The sequence below is a fragment of the Microvirga calopogonii genome (assembly GCF_003347665.1).
In the GTDB taxonomy this organism is placed as follows: domain Bacteria; phylum Pseudomonadota; class Alphaproteobacteria; order Rhizobiales; family Beijerinckiaceae; genus Microvirga; species Microvirga calopogonii.
Genome location: NZ_QDGA01000032.1, coordinates 35891 through 52678, shown reverse-complemented (window position 1 = coordinate 52678; position 16788 = coordinate 35891). Strand labels below are relative to the sequence as shown.

Sequence of the window (16788 nt, the reverse complement as noted above, 5' to 3'; positions counted from 1 at the left end):
GGAAAAGGCCGACGTGGCGGTGGCGCCGGGTATTGGCTTCGGCGAGCACGGCGACGAGTATGTGCGCATCGCCCTCGTGGAGAACGAGCAGCGCATCCGCCAGGCCGCGCGCAACATCCGCAGGTTCTTCGACACTGCCGACCAGACGCTCCACAACGTGGTGCCCCGAGCAGCACAGGCACAGTAGCTGTTTCAACCTGATGCCATGCCCTGGTTGAGAGTGTATCAGGATCCCGAGGCGGCCTGTGAGCTGCCTTGCTGAACGAAAGGGCCGCGCTGACGTGCAGGACTATATCCGCAGGATCCTCTCCGCTCCGGTTTATGACGTCGCGATTGAAAGCCCGCTTGATGCGATGCCGCGCCTGTCCCAGCGCTTGGGTAGTCCTGTTCGGCTCAAGCGCGAGGATCTCCAGCCGGTGTTCTCGTTCAAGCTGCGTGGCGCCTATGCCAAGATGGCAGGTCTCCCACGCGAGGCCCTCGAGCGGGGAGTGATCTGCGCGTCCGCCGGCAATCACGCCCAGGGCGTGGCCGTTGCAGCCAAGAAGCTTGGCGCCAAGGCCATGATCGTGATGCCGCGCACCACTCCGACGATCAAGGTTCAAGCCGTGAAAGGGCAGGGCGGTCGCGTGGTCCTGCACGGCGAGAGTTTTGACGAAGCCTATTCCCATGCGCGGCAGCTTGAGGCGGAGAAGGGCCTCACCTTCATCCATCCCTATGACGATCCCGCCGTGATTGCCGGGCAGGGCACGGTGGGCATGGAGATCCTGCGCCAGCATCCCGATCCGCTCGAGGCGGTGTTCGTGCCGATCGGGGGAGGGGGCTTGGCTGCGGGCGTGGCGGTCTACACCAAGTTCCTGCGGCCCGAGGTCAAGGTGATCGGCGTCGAGCCGGAGGACGCGGCCAGCATGGCGGCCGCCCTGGCCGCCGGTGAGCGCATCATCCTGAATCAGGTTGGACTGTTTGCCGATGGCGTGGCGGTGCGTCAGGCCGGGGAGGAGACCTTTCGCCTGTGCCGCGAGCTGCTCGACGGGGTGATCACCGTCAGCACCGATGAGATCTGCGCGGCGGTCAAAGACATCTTCGAGGACACCCGAGCGATTGCCGAGCCGTCGGGCGCCGTCAGCCTGGCGGGACTGAAGAAGTACGTGGAACGCGAGGGATCGCGGCCGGAGGGGCTGGTGGCGATCAACAGCGGCGCCAACATGAACTTCGACCGGCTTCGGCACATCGCCGAACGGGCTGAGCTCGGCGAGCACCGCGAGGCTCTCTTGGCAGTGGCCATTCCCGAACAGCCCGGCAGCTACCGTCGCTTTATCCAGCTGCTGGGCAAGCGCTCGATCACCGAGTTCAACTACCGCTACTCGGATCCTCAGGCGGCGCAGATCTTCGTCGGCGTGCAACTCTCGGAAGGCGACCTGGAAAAGCAGCAGATCATCGCCATGCTGCGGGAGCAGGGCTATGCCGTGCTCGACCTGAGCGACAACGAGATGGCCAAGCTGCACGTACGCTACATGGTCGGCGGACACGCGCCCGGCCTTCAGGACGAGCTGATCTTCCGCTTCCAGTTCCCGGAGCGGCCCGGCGCCCTCCTGAAGTTCCTCAACGGGCTGTCCGGGAGCTGGAACATCTCCCTGTTCCACTACCGCAATCACGGTGCCGATTACGGGCGGGTGCTGGCCGGTATCCAGGTTCCCACCGCGGAGCGCGCGCAGCTCAAGCGCAGTCTGGAAGAGCTTGGATACCCGTACTGGGACGAGAGCGACAATCCAGCGTACCGCTCCTTCCTGAACCGGGGCACAGAGGATCCACCCGCCCGCGTCTGAGGCATAACTGCCCACGCGCTCCTTCTCGGCTGGGGATTGTGCTGGAACGCTCTGCCCGGAGGGCTTCGGCCATAAGCCTTGTCTTATGAGGTGGTGTCGCTCAGGCTGGAGCAGCTTTGTTCTTCGTGAGAATGCCGCCTACACCGTCGCCCTTTTGACGGTTCAAACTGGATAGTTGATCCTCGCGATCCGGATGGTCTCTTTCTCCAAGACTATCGATTGAGGTCAGCGTGCGGGTCCGGCCGCTAGCTTGATTTTCCGTGTCGGCTTGCCACCCTCGGACTGAGAGCTCAGGTGCAAGGGGAGGGCGAGTTGCTTCTTGCCTCGCACAGGGGCTTCCCTCAGCCCAGCCCACTTGAGCCATTGCTGGAAATGAAGGTTGGCGGCCTGTTGAGCCTTCCTCTGCGTATCCTCAATCCCCTGCAATCTCACTCCGGCTGAGGCCGGAACGTCATTGAGATACCAACGAAAACGACCCTCGTTGCTTCCGTTCGAAACACGATACACCCGCGCGAAGACGTGCAGGTGCAGGCTGCCCACCACATCATCAGGGCTGTTGTCGTCAGGAATGGTTGGCTTCCACCGCAGTGCCATCGATCGCCTTTCTCAGCACTGGCTCTGATTACGCAGTAAGAGCTAAGCTCGACTTTGGCCAATTCTGCGGGCCAGTCGGCCACCTGCGGGTCAGTCCGGATCGGCAAATCTCACCAGGCTCATGAGCGCGTCCATCACGGCAATCCGATAGATTGCGGTCGCAAACCGGCGATCATTGGCAATCGCGTCGGCATCGCCATGCACGCGCTCCAGCATGGTATCGAACACCTCCTCCATCATCTCGGCATCCACCGGCACGACAACCCCGCACGTCATCGCAAACGCCTCCGGTGTGCTCAGCCGCATTGCCAGCGAGGTGCCAGGATGAGCCGTCTGCTCCAGATGCTCGTCGACCAGCCAGACCTCGTCCTGGCGCATGAGATCCAGCATCACCAAGCCAGCCGTCTCATGCCGGCGCTCAACCCGCCAGACCGAGAAGCGGGCCCGGAGCAGGGCCTGCAGCATCACGTCCTCATCCGAGCCGGGCGCCGCGGCAGCGTGGCGAACATAGCGGTCCATCCCGCGCGAGCGGCCCGGCGGGGCGGTGTAGAGGGCCAGGTCGTACGCCAACGTCACCTCGTCCAGGCTCTCGGCCACCAGCATCTTGCCGACCGTAAGACCTAAGCGGCGCGCCTGCTCCATCAGGGCCGAATCCGGCACAAAGCGCAGGGCCTCGTTGTGATGGTGGGTGCTGATCGCGCGCAGATGACGATAGCGCGTCAGGATCTCGGTCCGACCCATTTCGGCCATGGCGACCTCCCAGGCTCTTGAGCCTGATTGTGGGAGATCCTGGCCATGCCCGTCCAGCCCCATGTTCCTGACCACCTGTCCACCTGGCTCGATCCGTTCCGGTCCTGCCTGACCGGGCCAACCTTCCGCCATGCCCTCGTGCTCGTTCTGGGCGCCCTTCTCACCCCGGGGCGCCGCACCGTCACGGCCATGCTCACCGTGGTCGGCCTCGCCCGCAGCCGCAGCTTCACGAACTATCACCGCGTGCTCAACCGCAACCAGTGGTCCAGCCGCGAGCTGGCGCGTCGCCTGCTCGGTCTGCTGGTGGCGAGCTTCGTGCCGGCCGGGCCCATCATTATCGCGCTGGATGACACTCTCGAACGTCGCTGGGGCGGCCGGATCAAGGCTCGTGGCATTTACCGGGATCCGGTCCGCTCCTCCCATGGCCATTTCGTCAAAGCCTCGGGCCTGCGCTGGCTATCCGTCATGCTGCTCGTCCCGATCCCGTGGGCCGGTCGCGTGTGGGCCTTGCCCTTCCTGACCGTGTTGGCGCCCTCCGAGCGCTTCTCGCGCGAGCATCGCCAGCGTCACAAGGCGCTCACGGACTGGGCCCGGCAAGCTCTCCTCCAGGTCGCCCGCTGGCTGCCGGACCGACGCATCGTGGCGGTGGCCGATCAGAGTTTCGCAGCGATTGACCTGTTGAATGCGGTTCGGCATCGCCTGTGCATGATCACACGTCTGCGTCTGGATGCGCGCCTGTTCACGCCGGCTCCGCGCCGTCGGCCCGGAATCCGAGGGCGCCCCCGCATGGTCGGGCACCGTCTGCCGAGCCTGGCCGACCGCCTGGTCCATCCCAAGACGGCGTGGCGGCGGGTCTGGATCGACGGTTGGTACGGCGGTGGCGAACGCCTGATCGAGTTCATCTCCGGCACGGCGATCTGGCACCATCCCGGCAAGCACGTGCCGATCCGCTATGTTCTGGTGCGCGACGTGGCCGGCCTCCTCAAGCCTCAGGCGTTTCTGTGCACGGACCTCGAGGCCGATCCTCTTGAGATCGTACGCTGGTTTGTGCGGCGCTGGAGCACCGAGGTGACCTTTGCCGAGGCTCGCCGCCATCTGGGGATGGAGACGCAACGGCAATGGTCGGACAAGGCGATCGCCCGCACGACACCAGCCCTGCTGGGGCTGTTCTCGCTGGTGAGCCTCTGGACCGATGATCCCGCCATTCGGCGTTTGGCTCGCCCACGGTGTGCCGCCTGGTACGACAAGCGCACGATCACCTTCAGCGATGCTCTGGCGGCCGTCCGACGCTCGCTCTGGGCCGCCGCGGTTTCCAATGGGTCACGCCGGCCCACCAACATGACAAAATCCCAAATCGATGTTCTGAACCGATTGACAGCGACACTCTGCTACCCAGCATAAATGGCCAAAGTCGAGCTAAGGAGGTGTTATTGAGCTCGTAAGAGGAGCAAAATCCTTATCTCCGACTGCGCAGTCGCAGCAAAGTGCGATGCGAACTGCTGTTTGTGGCGAGGCCAACGTGAGTTGAGTCAACGAGGATGTCACATTAATCGAGTATGGCGATTCCAATGGCTGTAGAAGTGATGTTTCACACCAGCAGGATCGCCGAATTGTCTCAACACGAGGTCTCTCGTTGCTCATGCAGGCTTGTGTTCCTCATGAGCACTGCATCACTGTCGCTAAGTTCAGGGTCTGTCATCGCCATTTCTGCTGTTGCCGTCGCTCAGCAGGGTTGCGTTGACTGCGGTGTCGGATAGCTGATCGAGGCTGCGGGTCAGCTCGTGAATGATCCAGCGTCTAGCCCGGCGTGCTGAGGATCGTTTCATCACCATCCTCCAAAGCTCCAAGAACGTCAGCGGCGCGGTCTGCGCGGTGTATCGATCGTGACGAGGTTTCCAGTGATCGGATCAAGAATGGTCATGGGCAGTCCTCTCGCGCTCAGACACAGGACCAATGCCGTGCCTGCCATTTGGATCAAGTCCGATTGAGATTGTGGTTACGAGACAGTTACTGCACCGGGACGCTTACGTCCCCAAAGCAGACCGAGGCGGTTCATCCGCGCCCCGGCTGCTTTGGAGGAGAGGGCTGATCCGAATCTCAGCGGATCAGTCAGCCGATGGTCGCGGCAATATGGTTAACGGATTGCTAAGAACCCATCCCGCGGCTGCCCGAACTGACTCGTGCCTGTTAATGGTCTGGTAACCACTTTTGGCGCCGAATGGGTCTGCTGACGGGGATATCCGGCACTGCTCCAATCTGGTCCGGCCTCGATGCTATTGCTGCCACTCGATCTCGCGTGTGCCTGCGTGGGTGCCGTGCCTCCTCACGGTCTCTCTGGAGAAATGCCAGCGATGAAGAAGCCAAGACCAAAGCACACCAAAGCAAAGACGAAGGGCAAACAGGGCAGGGTTCTCGTCGTGACCTCCGGCAAGGGAGGAGTGGGCAAGACCACCTCAACGGCAGCGCTAGGAGCGGCACTCGCTCAGAACGGACAGAAGGTGGTGGTCGTCGATTTTGATGTCGGGCTGCGGAATCTCGATCTGGTCATGGGCGCAGAGAGACGGGTGGTGTTCGATCTGATCAATGTCATCAAAGGCGAGGCTAAGCTCTCACAGGCCCTCATTCGGGATAAGCGCCTCGACACGCTTGCACTTCTGCCAGCCTCGCAAAGCCGCGACAAGGACAGTTTGACCCAAGATGGAGTCGCACGGATCATCGCTGATCTTCGCACGCTGTTCGACTGGGTGATCTGCGACAGTCCAGCCGGCATCGAGAAGGGTGCGACGCTCGCGATGCGGCACGCCGATGTCGCTGTTGTCGTGGTGAACCCGGAGGTGTCCTCGATCCGCGATGCCGATCGGATCATCGGCATGCTCGATGCCAAGACAGCCAAAGCCGAAAGCGGCCAGCGCATCGACAAGCATCTGCTGCTCACCCGCTATGATCCTGTCCGTGCCCGGCGTGGCGAGATCATGAAGGTGGAGGACGTGCTGGAGATCCTCTCTATTCCGTTGTTGGGCATCATCCCTGAAAGTGGTGAAGTGCTGCCGAGCTCAAATGTTGGAGCTCCAGTCACCCTGGGCTGTCCTGGCAGTGCACCGGCTCAGGCCTACCTTGACGCGGCGCGGCGCCTGAAGGGAGAGGATACCGAAATTGTTACCGCTGCCGATAAGCCTCGCCTGTTGCACAGACTGTTCACCCGACGCGCCGCATAGAGTTGTGGGCTTCTCTCACAAGAGCGGGATCTGATACAGCTTGGGAAGTAATCATCCAAAATATATTCTATCATCTGCAGGCTTATGAGCCTGCAGATGATAGGCCTTGCGTTCTCAAGGTTGACGTCATGCAAGCGCGATCTTAAGTCACCATCTTTCCTCATTGATAGTCAGCATGTGAGATGAAGCGGACCACCAAGCCTTTCTCTGTCGAGATCAGGAAATCCCGCGTTCCGGGTCAGCCTCATCACCTCCCGCCGAAACGCCTGTTTGAGCCGGCACCAGTTGAGCCCGCCGAGAACTTCCAAAAGAGAGAGCCAGAGGCAACTACCAAGCCATCTCCTATCCCACGCATCCTGCCGAGCATTGTCGAAACGATGTGGAGCAGCTCGGGTCCCGCTGAACCTGTCCGCCGCACGCAGTCTGCAGACGCGAAATCCGTTCATGACATTCAGTCAATTCAGATTGAATGTGCGAAAGCCAGTTCGCGGAAGCCGAGGAGGAAGGCTCCTGGAGGTGTTGAACAGATCGAATTTTCCCCAATCGCAAGTGATCTTGAGGAAACACCAGAGGCTGAGCTTATTTGGCCATCAGCGGGGACACGGACGAAAGCGGTCGAGCGCAGACTAACTAAGCGCCAGGCTGCCGCTACTCAACTGCCGCGACATGAGCGGTGGAAGCGGCGCCTTCACCCTGCATCCTGGTGAGGTGAGTCCAAGTCGGGGCCAGACAGATCGGGCCGGATGCCTGGGCAGGGCGAATAGCCAAATCATGCTCGCCGCGCAGTTGTTGCATGAGGCATGCTGCAATGCAAAGGGGCGCGATATCAGACCTCGACATTAGGCTGGGCCTTTGGCCTAGCTTTTTCGTATCGTGACGGTACCGATCCATGATGTGTATGAATGCTCCGTTTAACCTCTTCCTAATCGGGATCGAGGGATAGTGCCCAATGCAACTCGCCCTTGGTCAAAGCCATGGGCCTGATGGTTTTTTCCCTTTGGGTGTCACGTTGGGTACGTCCAATGAGCAAAGAACATCCTGCTGCCTATGGAGCTGAAGCGATGTTGGCGCGTGGTTGTCCCAGTCCGGGGAAACTGACGCCTAGGATCTGTCGGGAGAAATTCATCTGCCGGGCTGACGCTCTCACCTGGATGAACGCGGCTGAAGGTCACCGAGCCATCGCATTCGCTAGAGGGGATGGCGTTTTACATGCATAGAGGCTGATCGGCTGCCAAGTTGCCACTTGGTACTTGCCGGCACCCTGTGAAGGCTGCTGCAAGCCGTGCTCAATATCAACCCAGCACAAGATCTTTGCCCGCCATATATCGGGTTCTATCGCCTGGCCGATTAAGGATGTTTGCAGAATCTCATACCATTCCATCGCAGGTACTGCCTACACTCGCCTGAACCTTTCACAGGGTTTGAGGCATGAAGCGGTTGGTGACGGTCACCGGTCCTATCACAGCCGCCCAGCTGGATGGGTACCTCATCGAGGAAAGGCTGTTGGATCAGATCATGATCCAGGTCAGCGACAGGGGCGACGGCAACTTGGAGGTCGCCTTTCAGGAGCGGGATCAGCGCTATCTTTCGCAGTTCTCTGCCGCACAGCAAGCCGAGTGGCTGCAGGAAGCAATGATCCATATCGAAGCTGGGTGTCCGCTGGAGACGCCTGATGGGAGGTCTGCCTGGATCACTGACGCAGTGCCAGCCAGACCACAATCCTCCATCAAAGCGATGAGACCAGCGCGACAGGAACACGACCTACCACCAGCTCTGGAGTTCTTGAGGCGAAGCTAACTCTTGTTCTCGGTCAGACCGAGCTTCAGAAACAGATGGGCTGCCAGCAACGCATCGTTTAAGGCGTCGTGCTCGGCACGCAGGTGAGCAATGCTGATGCCGGCCTGCGAGCAAGCCTGACGGAGCTTGCCAGGAAGACCGGATCGCTTGGCCAGGGCCATGGTGCAAAAGAAGCGTTCCCGTGGATACGTCGGCCGTGCCGCGCGCTCGAACTCCCGTTTGAGAGTGTTGTACTCGTAGGCGTAGTTGTGAGCGACGATTGTGTCATCGCCCACGTAGTCGATTAGATCGTGAACGACGTTCTCGAAATACGGCTCCTCCTCCACGTCGGCTAGGGAAATTCGATGTACCGCGTAGCAGAAAGGGCTCATGGCGGACCGGGGCTTGACCCGTCGGACAAACGAGCGCGGGGAGATAGCCCCGCCGATGACCTCAACGGCGGCGATCTCGATGATATGATCGTAAGATTGCGCGGTTTCGACGTCGATGACAATGTACCTGTCTTCCGGCTTCATTGGGTATATCGTCGATGTTTCGTGGGTCGATGGGAGGTTTAGTCGTGTATAACCCATTCGATACCGGAAGCTGGTGATGAATGATACAGAAGTTCCAAGTTGCTAACGTCGCAGGGTATGCGACCATCAATGGTGCCCTATCGGCAGCTGCACGCACCACGAACTCAGGATCAAGGGGTCAGGGTTTTGCCACGGGGTCGACGTACCTGATCCAGTGTTCTTGTGCTGCATTCAAGGAGTGCGCTTTAGCGCAGAGCTTCCAACCTTCAAGGGGTCGATTTGGAATGCCAGATCTGCGGATTGCGCCGACAGCGTAGCCCTATTCAGATCTCCTGTTTTTCGGCACGCTGATCCAAACAGGGAGACAGAGCCATGCCGCATCCACTTCGATCACTTGCGTTTGCAACCTCACTGATCGTTCTTGGGGGCCTCACGACCAATCCTTCGAGGGCTCAGTCCCCTGTTCCTGATCTCGAGCAGCAAGTCCGCTCCAAGGCGGCACAGATCGAGGAGAAGCTGATCGCCTGGCGGCGCGATATCCATCAGCACCCCGAGCTGGGTGAACAGGAAACGCGGACAGCTGGCCTCGTCGCCGAGCATCTCTCAAAGCTTGGCCTCGACGTGAAAACCGGTGTCGCCCGGACCGGGGTGGTGGCTGTGCTCAAGGGAGCAAAGCCCGGTCCGGTCGTGGCGCTCAGGGCCGACATGGACGCCTTGCCCGTCAAAGAACCGGATGGGCTGCCCTTTGCCTCCAAGGCGAAAGGAAAGTATCTCGGCCGTGACGTCGATGTGATGCATGCCTGTGGTCATGATGCTCATACGGCCATTCTAATGGCAGTTGCCGAAGTGCTCGCGGGCATGAAGGACGAGTTGCCCGGAACAGTGAAGTTCATCTTCCAACCGGCTGAGGAAGGGCCCAGTCTCTATGCGGCCGGGTCCGACAAGATCTGGGGCGCCAAGGCGATGATCCGGGAAGGTGTTCTGCAGGACCCAAAGCCTGACGCAGTGTTCGGCCTTCATGTCACATCCGGCTTGCCAAGCGGCCGCATCGGATACAGGGCCGGGGCCGCCAATGCCAGTGCGGACGAGCTGCGTATCAAGGTCACAGGGAAGCAAGGCCACGCAGGCTACCCTTGGCGCGCTGTTGATCCGGTCACGACGGCCTCACAGATCGTGCTGGGCCTACAGACGGTCGTCAGTCGCCGAACCGACCTGATGAAATCGCCGACAGTCGTGAGTGTCTCGACCATCAACGGAGGCTCGCGCTTCAACATTGTGCCGGAAACGGTGGAGATGAGCGGCACCATCCGCACCTATGATGCCGGTGTGCGGGGCCAGGTTCATAATGATATCCGTCAGATTTCCGAGAACATCGCGGAAAGCGCCAACGCCAAGGCCGATGTCGAAGTGATTGAGCTGTATGACCCGCTCGTGAATCACGACAAAGTCACAGCCCGCATGGCGCCGGTGCTTGAGCGGGCTGCGGATGGCGATATCGTAGTCACGGAACGCTCTGGAGCGTCGGAGGATTTCTCGTTCTTCCTGAACGAGGTCCCTGGGTTGTTCTTTAATCTGGGCATCGTGCCCAAGGACCAGGACCCGAGCAAAGCTGCTCCGAATCACAGCCCGAATTTTCTTGTCGACGACAAAGCCTTGGTTGTGGGTGTGAGGGCTCTGGCCGCAGTGACGGTGAACTACTTGGCTGCGGCCAAGATAGATTGAAGGAGAGGATCATTGAGCACGAGCCGATGCATGGGCCTGTTTCGGAACTTGATTGACGTTTGAGTTCGTGGCCGTGCCGTTCAGGCGACTGACGTGCGCTCCTCATTGAGCGGGTGGAGGTCGCGGACCATGTGGTGGAGGCGGGAGGTATCGAGATGGGTGTAGATCTGGGTGGTCTCGATGCCGGCATGGCCGAGCAGTTCCTGCAGCACGCGCAAGTCCGTACCGCCGGAATGCATGTGGGTGGCAAAGGCATGGCGCAGCACGTGCGGCGACACCCGCTCGGGGCTGGAGAGCCCTGCCGCCACGGCCGCCTCCTTGATCTCGAGCAGAGCCGCCTGACGGGTCAGCGCCTTGGCGCCGTGGCGGACCGCGTGGAACAGCCAGGGGGAGGGCGCTCCCCCGGCATAGACCGCAGCCAGCCGCTGCCAGAGGGCAATGGCCTCAATCGCCCGCTCATGCAGCGGCACGAGGCGCTGCTTGTCGCCCTTGCCGCGCACCAGCAGCATGCGGGTGCCCGCAGGCGCGGCATCGGCGGGGGATCTGTCGCAACAATTTGTTTCAGAGTTTCAGCTACTGGGTCGACGTCTCAGTAGCGGAGAGTAGCGTGCTCAAGGGCAGGCATTTTGATCGTTCGGTGATCCTGCTGTGCGTGCGCTGGTATCTGGCCTACAACCTGAGCCTGCGTGATCTCGAGGAGATGATGGCCGAGCGAGCGTGGCGTCTCGGTTGACCACACCACGATCCATAGGTGGGTTATCCGTTACTCACCCGAACTGTTGGAGCGATTCCATTCACGCAAGCGGCCTGTCACTGGCAAGTGGCATATCGATGAGACATACATCAAAGTCCGCGGGCGATGGACGTACCTTTACCGCGCCATCGACAGCAATGGTGATACAGTCGAGTTCTGGTTCAGCGAACGGCGCAATCTCGCATCCGCCAAGCGCTTCCTTCGCAAGGCTCTCAAGCGGCATGGCCGGCCTGAGCGGATCGTGATCGACGGCAGCCAAACGAACCGGGAGGCGATCCTGGCCTGCGATACGGAGAGTCGGCTCCAGGATCCATCAAGACGCAATCTGAAGCCGATCCGGATCCGGCAGAGCCGTTATCTTAACAATCGTATCGAGCAGGACCATCGCGCCGTCAAGCGACGGGTTCGACCGATGCTCGGGTTTAAGTCGATGGCATCCGCTCGGTCGATCCTGGGTGGGATCGAGATGGTTCACATGATGCGTAAACGACAGGCGAAGCTTGCAATTACCCATAGATTTGCGCTCCGATCCTGGCGCCGAGTTCGATATCCATCAGGCGCGATAGGCCTCTCCACATGACGGTATTGCCGGGTGGAGGGTCATGCCCTCGCGCGAGATAGCCACCCATGCGAGCGATCTTGGTCAGGTAATGCGAGAGTGTCTTTCTCCGTCGCCCCTCTTGGCCCTTGTCTCTCACCAACTCGTCGAGTAGGTCGATTTCAAGAGCTGTCAGGGCCAGATATGGCGGCACGTCCGGAACGACGCGGTTGAGCATCGTCATCCAGAAGATGCGCCAGCTCAGGATGCAGTAGATGCTGAGCAGGTTCACCAGCCGATCCGCCGTTCGCAGCTTGGTCTCCTCCGCCCGGCAGCCGGACTTCAGGATCTTGTGGAACAACTCGACCTTCCAGCGCATGGCGTACCAGCCGAGCATCTGGATCGCGTCGGCGCGCGATCGCACCGGCAGATCCGTGATCAGCTTCCAATAGATCCGCGCCCGGTCTTTGGGCGTGTGACGTTCCTGCGCGTGGATCACCGTCAGGGTCAGGGCCGGATAGCGCTTCTGCTTGCCGATGGGAGGCAGAACATGAATGCGGCGATACCTGAGGTCCACGACCGCAAGGCTCACATCGCCTTTCGGGCTGCGGACCTCGACCTGATGCCGTCCTCTGACCTTCACCTCTGCCATCTCGTCGGCGATGGTGTGCTGCCCGTCGCCTGCCAGCCGATCCACGCAGGTCCGCACCAGGAAGTGCGTGCCCAAAGCCTGAGCCGTGCAGAAGAACTCGTCGATGTCGTTCTCGCGGTCGCCGATATGGATGCAGCGCTCAGGCGCACCGAACAGCGCCACGGACTGCCTCATGCACTCGAGCCAGCGGATACTCTCCTTCTGGTCGATCGGCACCCGGGTCGGATTGATCCTGCGCTTGAGTTCCTTGGTGCCTTTGAACTGGGCTCTCGTCCAGAACTTGATCGCCGATAGCCCGAGTGGCAGCCCCTCTGCGGTCACGGCCAGGCAGGAGTGCATCAGCACTCCGCACACCGTGTGCATCCTGTAGCGGCCTTCCTCGTCCCGCCCGCTATTGACCCGGCAGGTGGCCCCAATCCGCCGGGGCTGTGCGCGCTGGTAGGACAGCTCAGTCGTGTCCTGAATGACCAGGATGGGGCCGTCGACTGCGGCAAAGCGGGTGCGGGTGGCCTGGAAATGGCCCTGAAGGATCGTGTGTTCAGAGACCTTGGGATTGGACAGGAAGCGATAGGCCGCTTTGGTGTTGGCCCAGTCCTGGCAGGCGAGTGGCAGGCTGCCTCCGATGGCACTGGCCATGTGGGTCAGGAGTCTGCCCAGGCGCTGACCGAGACGTCTGTCCCCAAAGCGGCAGCCGGCGAGTTCCCGCTCGGCCCAAGACGGAGCGTCGCCCGCCTCTCCAGGAGCGGGCGCCGGGCGTGGCGCCTTCGTCATGGTCCGGCTCCCACGCAGCCTTGCTCTGGTTGACCAAGTTCATGGAAACCAACGCAATCACGGGAGGGGTGAGACACAACCCAAGCCACGGGATACCTCCCACAATGATAGGGTGGCCCTGAAGGAATCACGCCTGAGACTGGTCAGGCAAGCGCTGCCGCTCAGTCCGAAATGTGGGTAATTGCAAGCAGGCGAAGTACGCCTGCAATTCGAATCTCTCGCTCGCGGAGCAGTTCGACCGACTCGCTGCATGAACCGGATGCGAACTACGTTCGGATCTTTCTGCTCGCAGTCGGAAATTGCGACAAAACCAGTATGCTTGCAAGTTGCAGCCGTCCCTCGCGGAGCAGTTCGAGCGGCTCGCCGCATAAGCGCCAACCAATCACTCCAGCATTTCTGTGTCTATTGCCAGAAATTGCGACAGAACCCTGTCCGGCCACGAAAGAGCCCGGCGCGAAGGTATCCATCATGACGATCATCCGTTTTCTCACAACGCCTGCGCTTGTTGCCGAGGTCGGATGCACTTCCAGGACCAGATGAAAACGGGCCACAGCAGCGCGGCGATGGTCATCGCCGCCAGAACAGCCGAGACGGGACGATCGAAGAATGGCAGCAGGCTCCCGTCGGACTTGATGAGCGATGTGACAAAGCTCTGTTCGACCATGGTGCCCATCACGATACCGAGCACCATCGCGGCGACTGGATAGCCGTTGTTCTCCATCACGTAGCCGATGGCGCCGAAGGCCGCCACGAGGACGACCGCGAACAGGTTGTTCCCGGTCGCGAAGGCTCCTACGGCGCAACAGACGAGGATCACCGGCATCACTGTCGCCCGGGGAGCCCGCAGAACGGAACTCGCCGCGCGGATCATGATGATCCCGAGCGGAATCATCAGGATATTGGCGAGAACAAAGATGATGTAGAGCGCATACATGCTCGAGGCTCTCTCTGTGAAGAGAGTCGGGCCGGGATTGAGGCCCTTCATGTATAGAACGCCGATGGCGATTGCGGTGATCGTGTCACCGGGGATGCCGAACAGCAGTGAAGGCACCCAGCCACTGGCCAGGCTCGCATTGTTGCTCGCCCCTGCCTCGACGAGGCCTTCCGGATGACCAGTGCCGAATTTCTTCGGCTCCTTGGAGAACCGCTTCGACATCGCATAGCTGATCCAGGCCGCCATATCCGCGCCGGCTCCCGGCAGAACGCCGATGATGATGCCGACGATATTGCCTCGAGTCATCTGACGCCAGTATTTGCGGGTGAGGTCGAGTTGACCGGACAGAATGCTTCCGAACTTGCGACGCGGCAGGGGAGGCGGTTCGGGTGACACCATGGCGCGGATCACCTCGGAGACTGCAAAGACGCCGACCAGGGCCGGAATCGCCTCGACGCCGCCAAGGAGTTCCGTGATCCCGAATGTGAAGCGAGGCACGCCGCCGGGATTTTCCATGCCGATGCACGCAATGAGAAGCCCGAGCAACATGCTGGCGATGGCCTTCACGGGGGACGACCGCGCGACCAATGTGGCGCACATCAGACCCAGAAAAGCGAGCCAGAAATACTCGAATGTCGAGAAGTTCAATGCAAGCTCTGCGAGTGCGGGAGCCATCACGACGAGGGAGATCGTTCCGGCGATCCCTCCAAGCGCACTGAACCACAGGCCTGCGCCGAGAGCGACTTCTGCCTGACCTTTCCGTGTCAACGCATAGGCCTCGTCCGTGTACGCAGCAGAAGCAGGTGTTCCGGGAATACGCAGCAGACAGCCGGGAATATCTCCCGAGAAGATCGCCATGGCTGAAGCCGCGATGATCGAGGCGACCGCCGCGATCGGAGAGAGATAGAAGGTCACGGGCACGAGCAGTGCGGTCGCCATTGTAGCCGAAAGGCCGGGCAACGATCCGATCACAAGGCCGTAGATCGACGACAGCAGGATCGCGATCAGCACATCAGGGGCAAGGACGAGACGGAAGGCTTCAATGAGTTCGTTCATGATCACCACGGCATCGGGAGCAGACCGGCAGGCAGCGGGACACGCAGGAGCTTGTAGAAGATCAGGTGAATTGCGATCGGAGCGATCGCCGCCAGCGGCAATGCCACGCGCAGCTTGGCGCCGAAGGCGAGGGCACCTACAAAGATCATGACAGCCGCCGTTGGGACGAACCCGAGGCGATCGACGGCAATCACGTAAAACAGAAGCAGACCCGGCGGCAGCAATGCACGAAGCCTATAGATCAGAGGCTTCGTCGTTTGCGAGTGTTGCGAAGGACCTTCGACAGCCGCAAGATCAACCTCGGCTTCCTCTTCGAAGCTGTGCCCGATTCCAAGGGCAATGAGGACACCGCACAGGATGAGACCGATGCCGATGACAATCGGAAACGCGCTGGGTCCGATATCCTGACCTGGCACGGGAGGAAGCCTTGAGCCGCCATAGGCGGACAGCACGCCTAACGTGGCGACAAACGAACCGGTGATACGGTCAGACAACTGCATCGACGGATTTCTCTTCATACGGATGAGCAGAAAGGACCCGGACGCCTTTGCCTAAGCGAAGGCATCCGGACGGAGCGCATACCTGCCGTCGCCGTTGGGCATGCGAGGACAGAGACCGCTTCGGCCTCATTCCGTCTATGCCTTGGCCAAGCCTGCGGCCTTCATGGCCTCGCCCATCTGCCGATCCGACTCATCCATGAACTGGCCGAATGCGGCTTTCTCGGCCCATTGGATCCCAAAGCCCCGACCGCTCATGAACTCCTTGTATTCCTTGGAGTCGTAAACGTCCTTGAGAACAGCAACCAGTTTGTCCTGGACGTCCGCCGGGAGGCCCTTGGGGCCGGCAATGCCACGCCACACCCCGACAGACTTGTGGGGGCCCATCTGTTCGTCGAGCGTAGGCACGTTCGGGAATTGCGGGTTCCGTTCCGGCGCGAGGATGGCAAGGCTCTTGGCGCGACCTGCATCGATCATGGGCCGGGCCTCAGGAAGCGAGCAAGGCACGATGTCGATACCGCCCGCGGCCAGATCCTGCATCCCCGGCGCGGCGCCGTTCGATGGCACCCAGGCCACGTGGTTTGGCTGAAGACCCAGCGATTGCAGCCAACCCACGAGGGCTAGGTGCCAGATGCCGCCTTGGCCGGTTCCCGAGGCTTTCAGCTTCCCGGGAGGTGCCGCCTTGATGGCGTCGGCCAATTCCTTGATGTTCTTGTAAGGACTGTCAGCCTTCACCTGGATGGCCGGCGCATCGACGTTCATGAGTGCCAGAGGCGTGTAGCTTCTCGGCGTCAGCTCCGTCATCCCCTGCCAATGCATCATCGCAATTTCGACCGTGAGCAGGCCGATCGTGTAGCCATCCGGTGTCGCGCTGGAGATCGCCGCATGTCCGACCACACCGTTTCCACCTGTCCGGTTCACCACGTTCACGGGCTGGCCGAGCTTCTGCTCCATCACTTGCCCGATGATGCGTGCGGTCGCATCGGTGCCGCCGCCTGCGCCCCATGGACAGATCAGCGTGATCGGCCGATTGGGATAATTGGATTGTGAGAAGCTTGGTTTGAGTCCTACCACTGAACTCGCAAGGACAGTGGACGCTGACGCGACGAAACCGCGTCTCGTAAATGAAGTCATGCATTTCCTCCCGGCTAGTCCCCAGCCATGGCCTCG

General features: G+C 60.9%; 13 protein-coding genes and 2 pseudogenes. 7 read left to right on the top strand and 8 right to left on the bottom strand.

All coding sequences use genetic code 11. The features are described from left to right. Both DDF70_RS20750 and ilvA read left to right on the top strand, forming a co-directional pair. A pseudogene (locus tag DDF70_RS20750) lies at positions 1–187 on the top strand (aminotransferase); the annotation flags it as partial. Positions 188–281: 94 nt separating this feature from the next. Next, positions 282–1823, top strand: a complete 1542-nt coding sequence (gene ilvA, locus DDF70_RS20745) for a threonine ammonia-lyase, biosynthetic (RefSeq protein WP_114946741.1) — start codon at positions 282–284, stop codon at positions 1821–1823. Positions 1824–2048: 225 nt separating this feature from the next. Here the strand turns inward: ilvA and DDF70_RS20740 are convergent, their stop codons facing one another. Both DDF70_RS20740 and DDF70_RS20735 read right to left on the bottom strand, forming a co-directional pair. Then, complete coding sequence (locus tag DDF70_RS20740; RefSeq protein ID WP_114946736.1) at positions 2049–2417, bottom strand: hypothetical protein; 369 nt, start codon at positions 2415–2417, stop codon at positions 2049–2051. A gap of 90 nt (positions 2418–2507) precedes the next feature. Next, positions 2508–3167, bottom strand: coding sequence for a DUF7986 domain-containing protein (locus tag DDF70_RS20735; RefSeq protein WP_114946735.1), 660 nt, complete (start codon positions 3165–3167; stop codon positions 2508–2510). A gap of 45 nt (positions 3168–3212) precedes the next feature. Between DDF70_RS20735 and DDF70_RS20730 the strand changes: the two genes are divergently transcribed. The 3 genes from DDF70_RS20730 (at position 3213) to DDF70_RS20715 (ending at position 8179) form a co-directional block, all read left to right on the top strand. Continuing rightward, positions 3213–4568 carry an IS701 family transposase gene (locus DDF70_RS20730; protein ID WP_114946740.1) on the top strand — a complete coding sequence of 452 codons (1356 nt, stop codon included), beginning with the start codon at positions 3213–3215 and terminating at the stop codon, positions 4566–4568. A 950-nt stretch (positions 4569–5518) separates the two neighbouring features. Next, on the top strand, positions 5519–6382 hold the full coding sequence (gene minD, locus DDF70_RS20725) for a septum site-determining protein MinD (protein ID WP_114946734.1): 864 nt from the start codon (positions 5519–5521) through the stop codon (positions 6380–6382). A 1428-nt stretch (positions 6383–7810) separates the two neighbouring features. Further along, positions 7811–8179, top strand: coding sequence for a hypothetical protein (locus DDF70_RS20715; protein ID WP_114946732.1), 369 nt, complete (start codon positions 7811–7813; stop codon positions 8177–8179). Here DDF70_RS20715 and DDF70_RS20710 read toward each other — a convergent pair. Further along, positions 8176–8694, bottom strand: a complete 519-nt coding sequence (locus DDF70_RS20710; RefSeq protein WP_114946731.1) for a 3'-5' exonuclease — start codon at positions 8692–8694, stop codon at positions 8176–8178. The genes DDF70_RS20715 and DDF70_RS20710 overlap by 4 nt on opposite strands. Before the next feature lie 372 nt (positions 8695–9066). On the opposite strand from DDF70_RS20710, the gene DDF70_RS20705 reads away from it, so the two are divergent. Further along, positions 9067–10416, top strand: a complete 1350-nt coding sequence (locus tag DDF70_RS20705) for an amidohydrolase (RefSeq protein WP_114946730.1) — start codon at positions 9067–9069, stop codon at positions 10414–10416. An 80-nt stretch (positions 10417–10496) separates the two neighbouring features. Here DDF70_RS20705 and DDF70_RS20700 read toward each other — a convergent pair whose 3' ends face one another. Further along, on the bottom strand, positions 10497–10925 hold the full coding sequence (locus DDF70_RS20700; protein ID WP_245435584.1) for a tyrosine-type recombinase/integrase: 429 nt from the start codon (positions 10923–10925) through the stop codon (positions 10497–10499). A 98-nt stretch (positions 10926–11023) separates the two neighbouring features. Here DDF70_RS20700 and DDF70_RS20695 point away from each other — a divergent pair. Then, positions 11024–11750: pseudogene (locus tag DDF70_RS20695) on the top strand (IS6 family transposase). Here the strand turns inward: DDF70_RS20695 and DDF70_RS20690 are convergent. The 4 genes from DDF70_RS20690 to DDF70_RS20675 all read right to left on the bottom strand — a co-directional run bounded on the left by DDF70_RS20690 (position 11677) and on the right by DDF70_RS20675 (position 16752). Beyond that, positions 11677–13131: an IS4 family transposase gene (locus tag DDF70_RS20690; protein ID WP_114946729.1), complete on the bottom strand. Its 1455-nt coding sequence runs from the start codon at positions 13129–13131 to the stop codon at positions 11677–11679. The pseudogene DDF70_RS20695 and the gene DDF70_RS20690 sit on opposite strands and share 74 nt — an antisense overlap. A 487-nt stretch (positions 13132–13618) precedes the next feature. After that, positions 13619–15124 carry a tripartite tricarboxylate transporter permease gene (locus tag DDF70_RS20685; RefSeq protein ID WP_114946739.1) on the bottom strand — a complete coding sequence of 502 codons (1506 nt, stop codon included), beginning with the start codon at positions 15122–15124 and terminating at the stop codon, positions 13619–13621. Further along, positions 15124–15621, bottom strand: coding sequence for a tripartite tricarboxylate transporter TctB family protein (locus DDF70_RS20680; protein WP_114946728.1), 498 nt, complete (start codon positions 15619–15621; stop codon positions 15124–15126). Before DDF70_RS20680 ends, DDF70_RS20685 begins: the two co-directional genes overlap by 1 nt. Positions 15622–15756: 135 nt before the next feature. Then, positions 15757–16752 (bottom strand): tripartite tricarboxylate transporter substrate binding protein, encoded by a 996-nt coding sequence (locus DDF70_RS20675; protein WP_114946727.1) that lies wholly within the window; start codon positions 16750–16752, stop codon positions 15757–15759. Between the last annotated feature and the right edge of the window lie 36 nt (positions 16753–16788).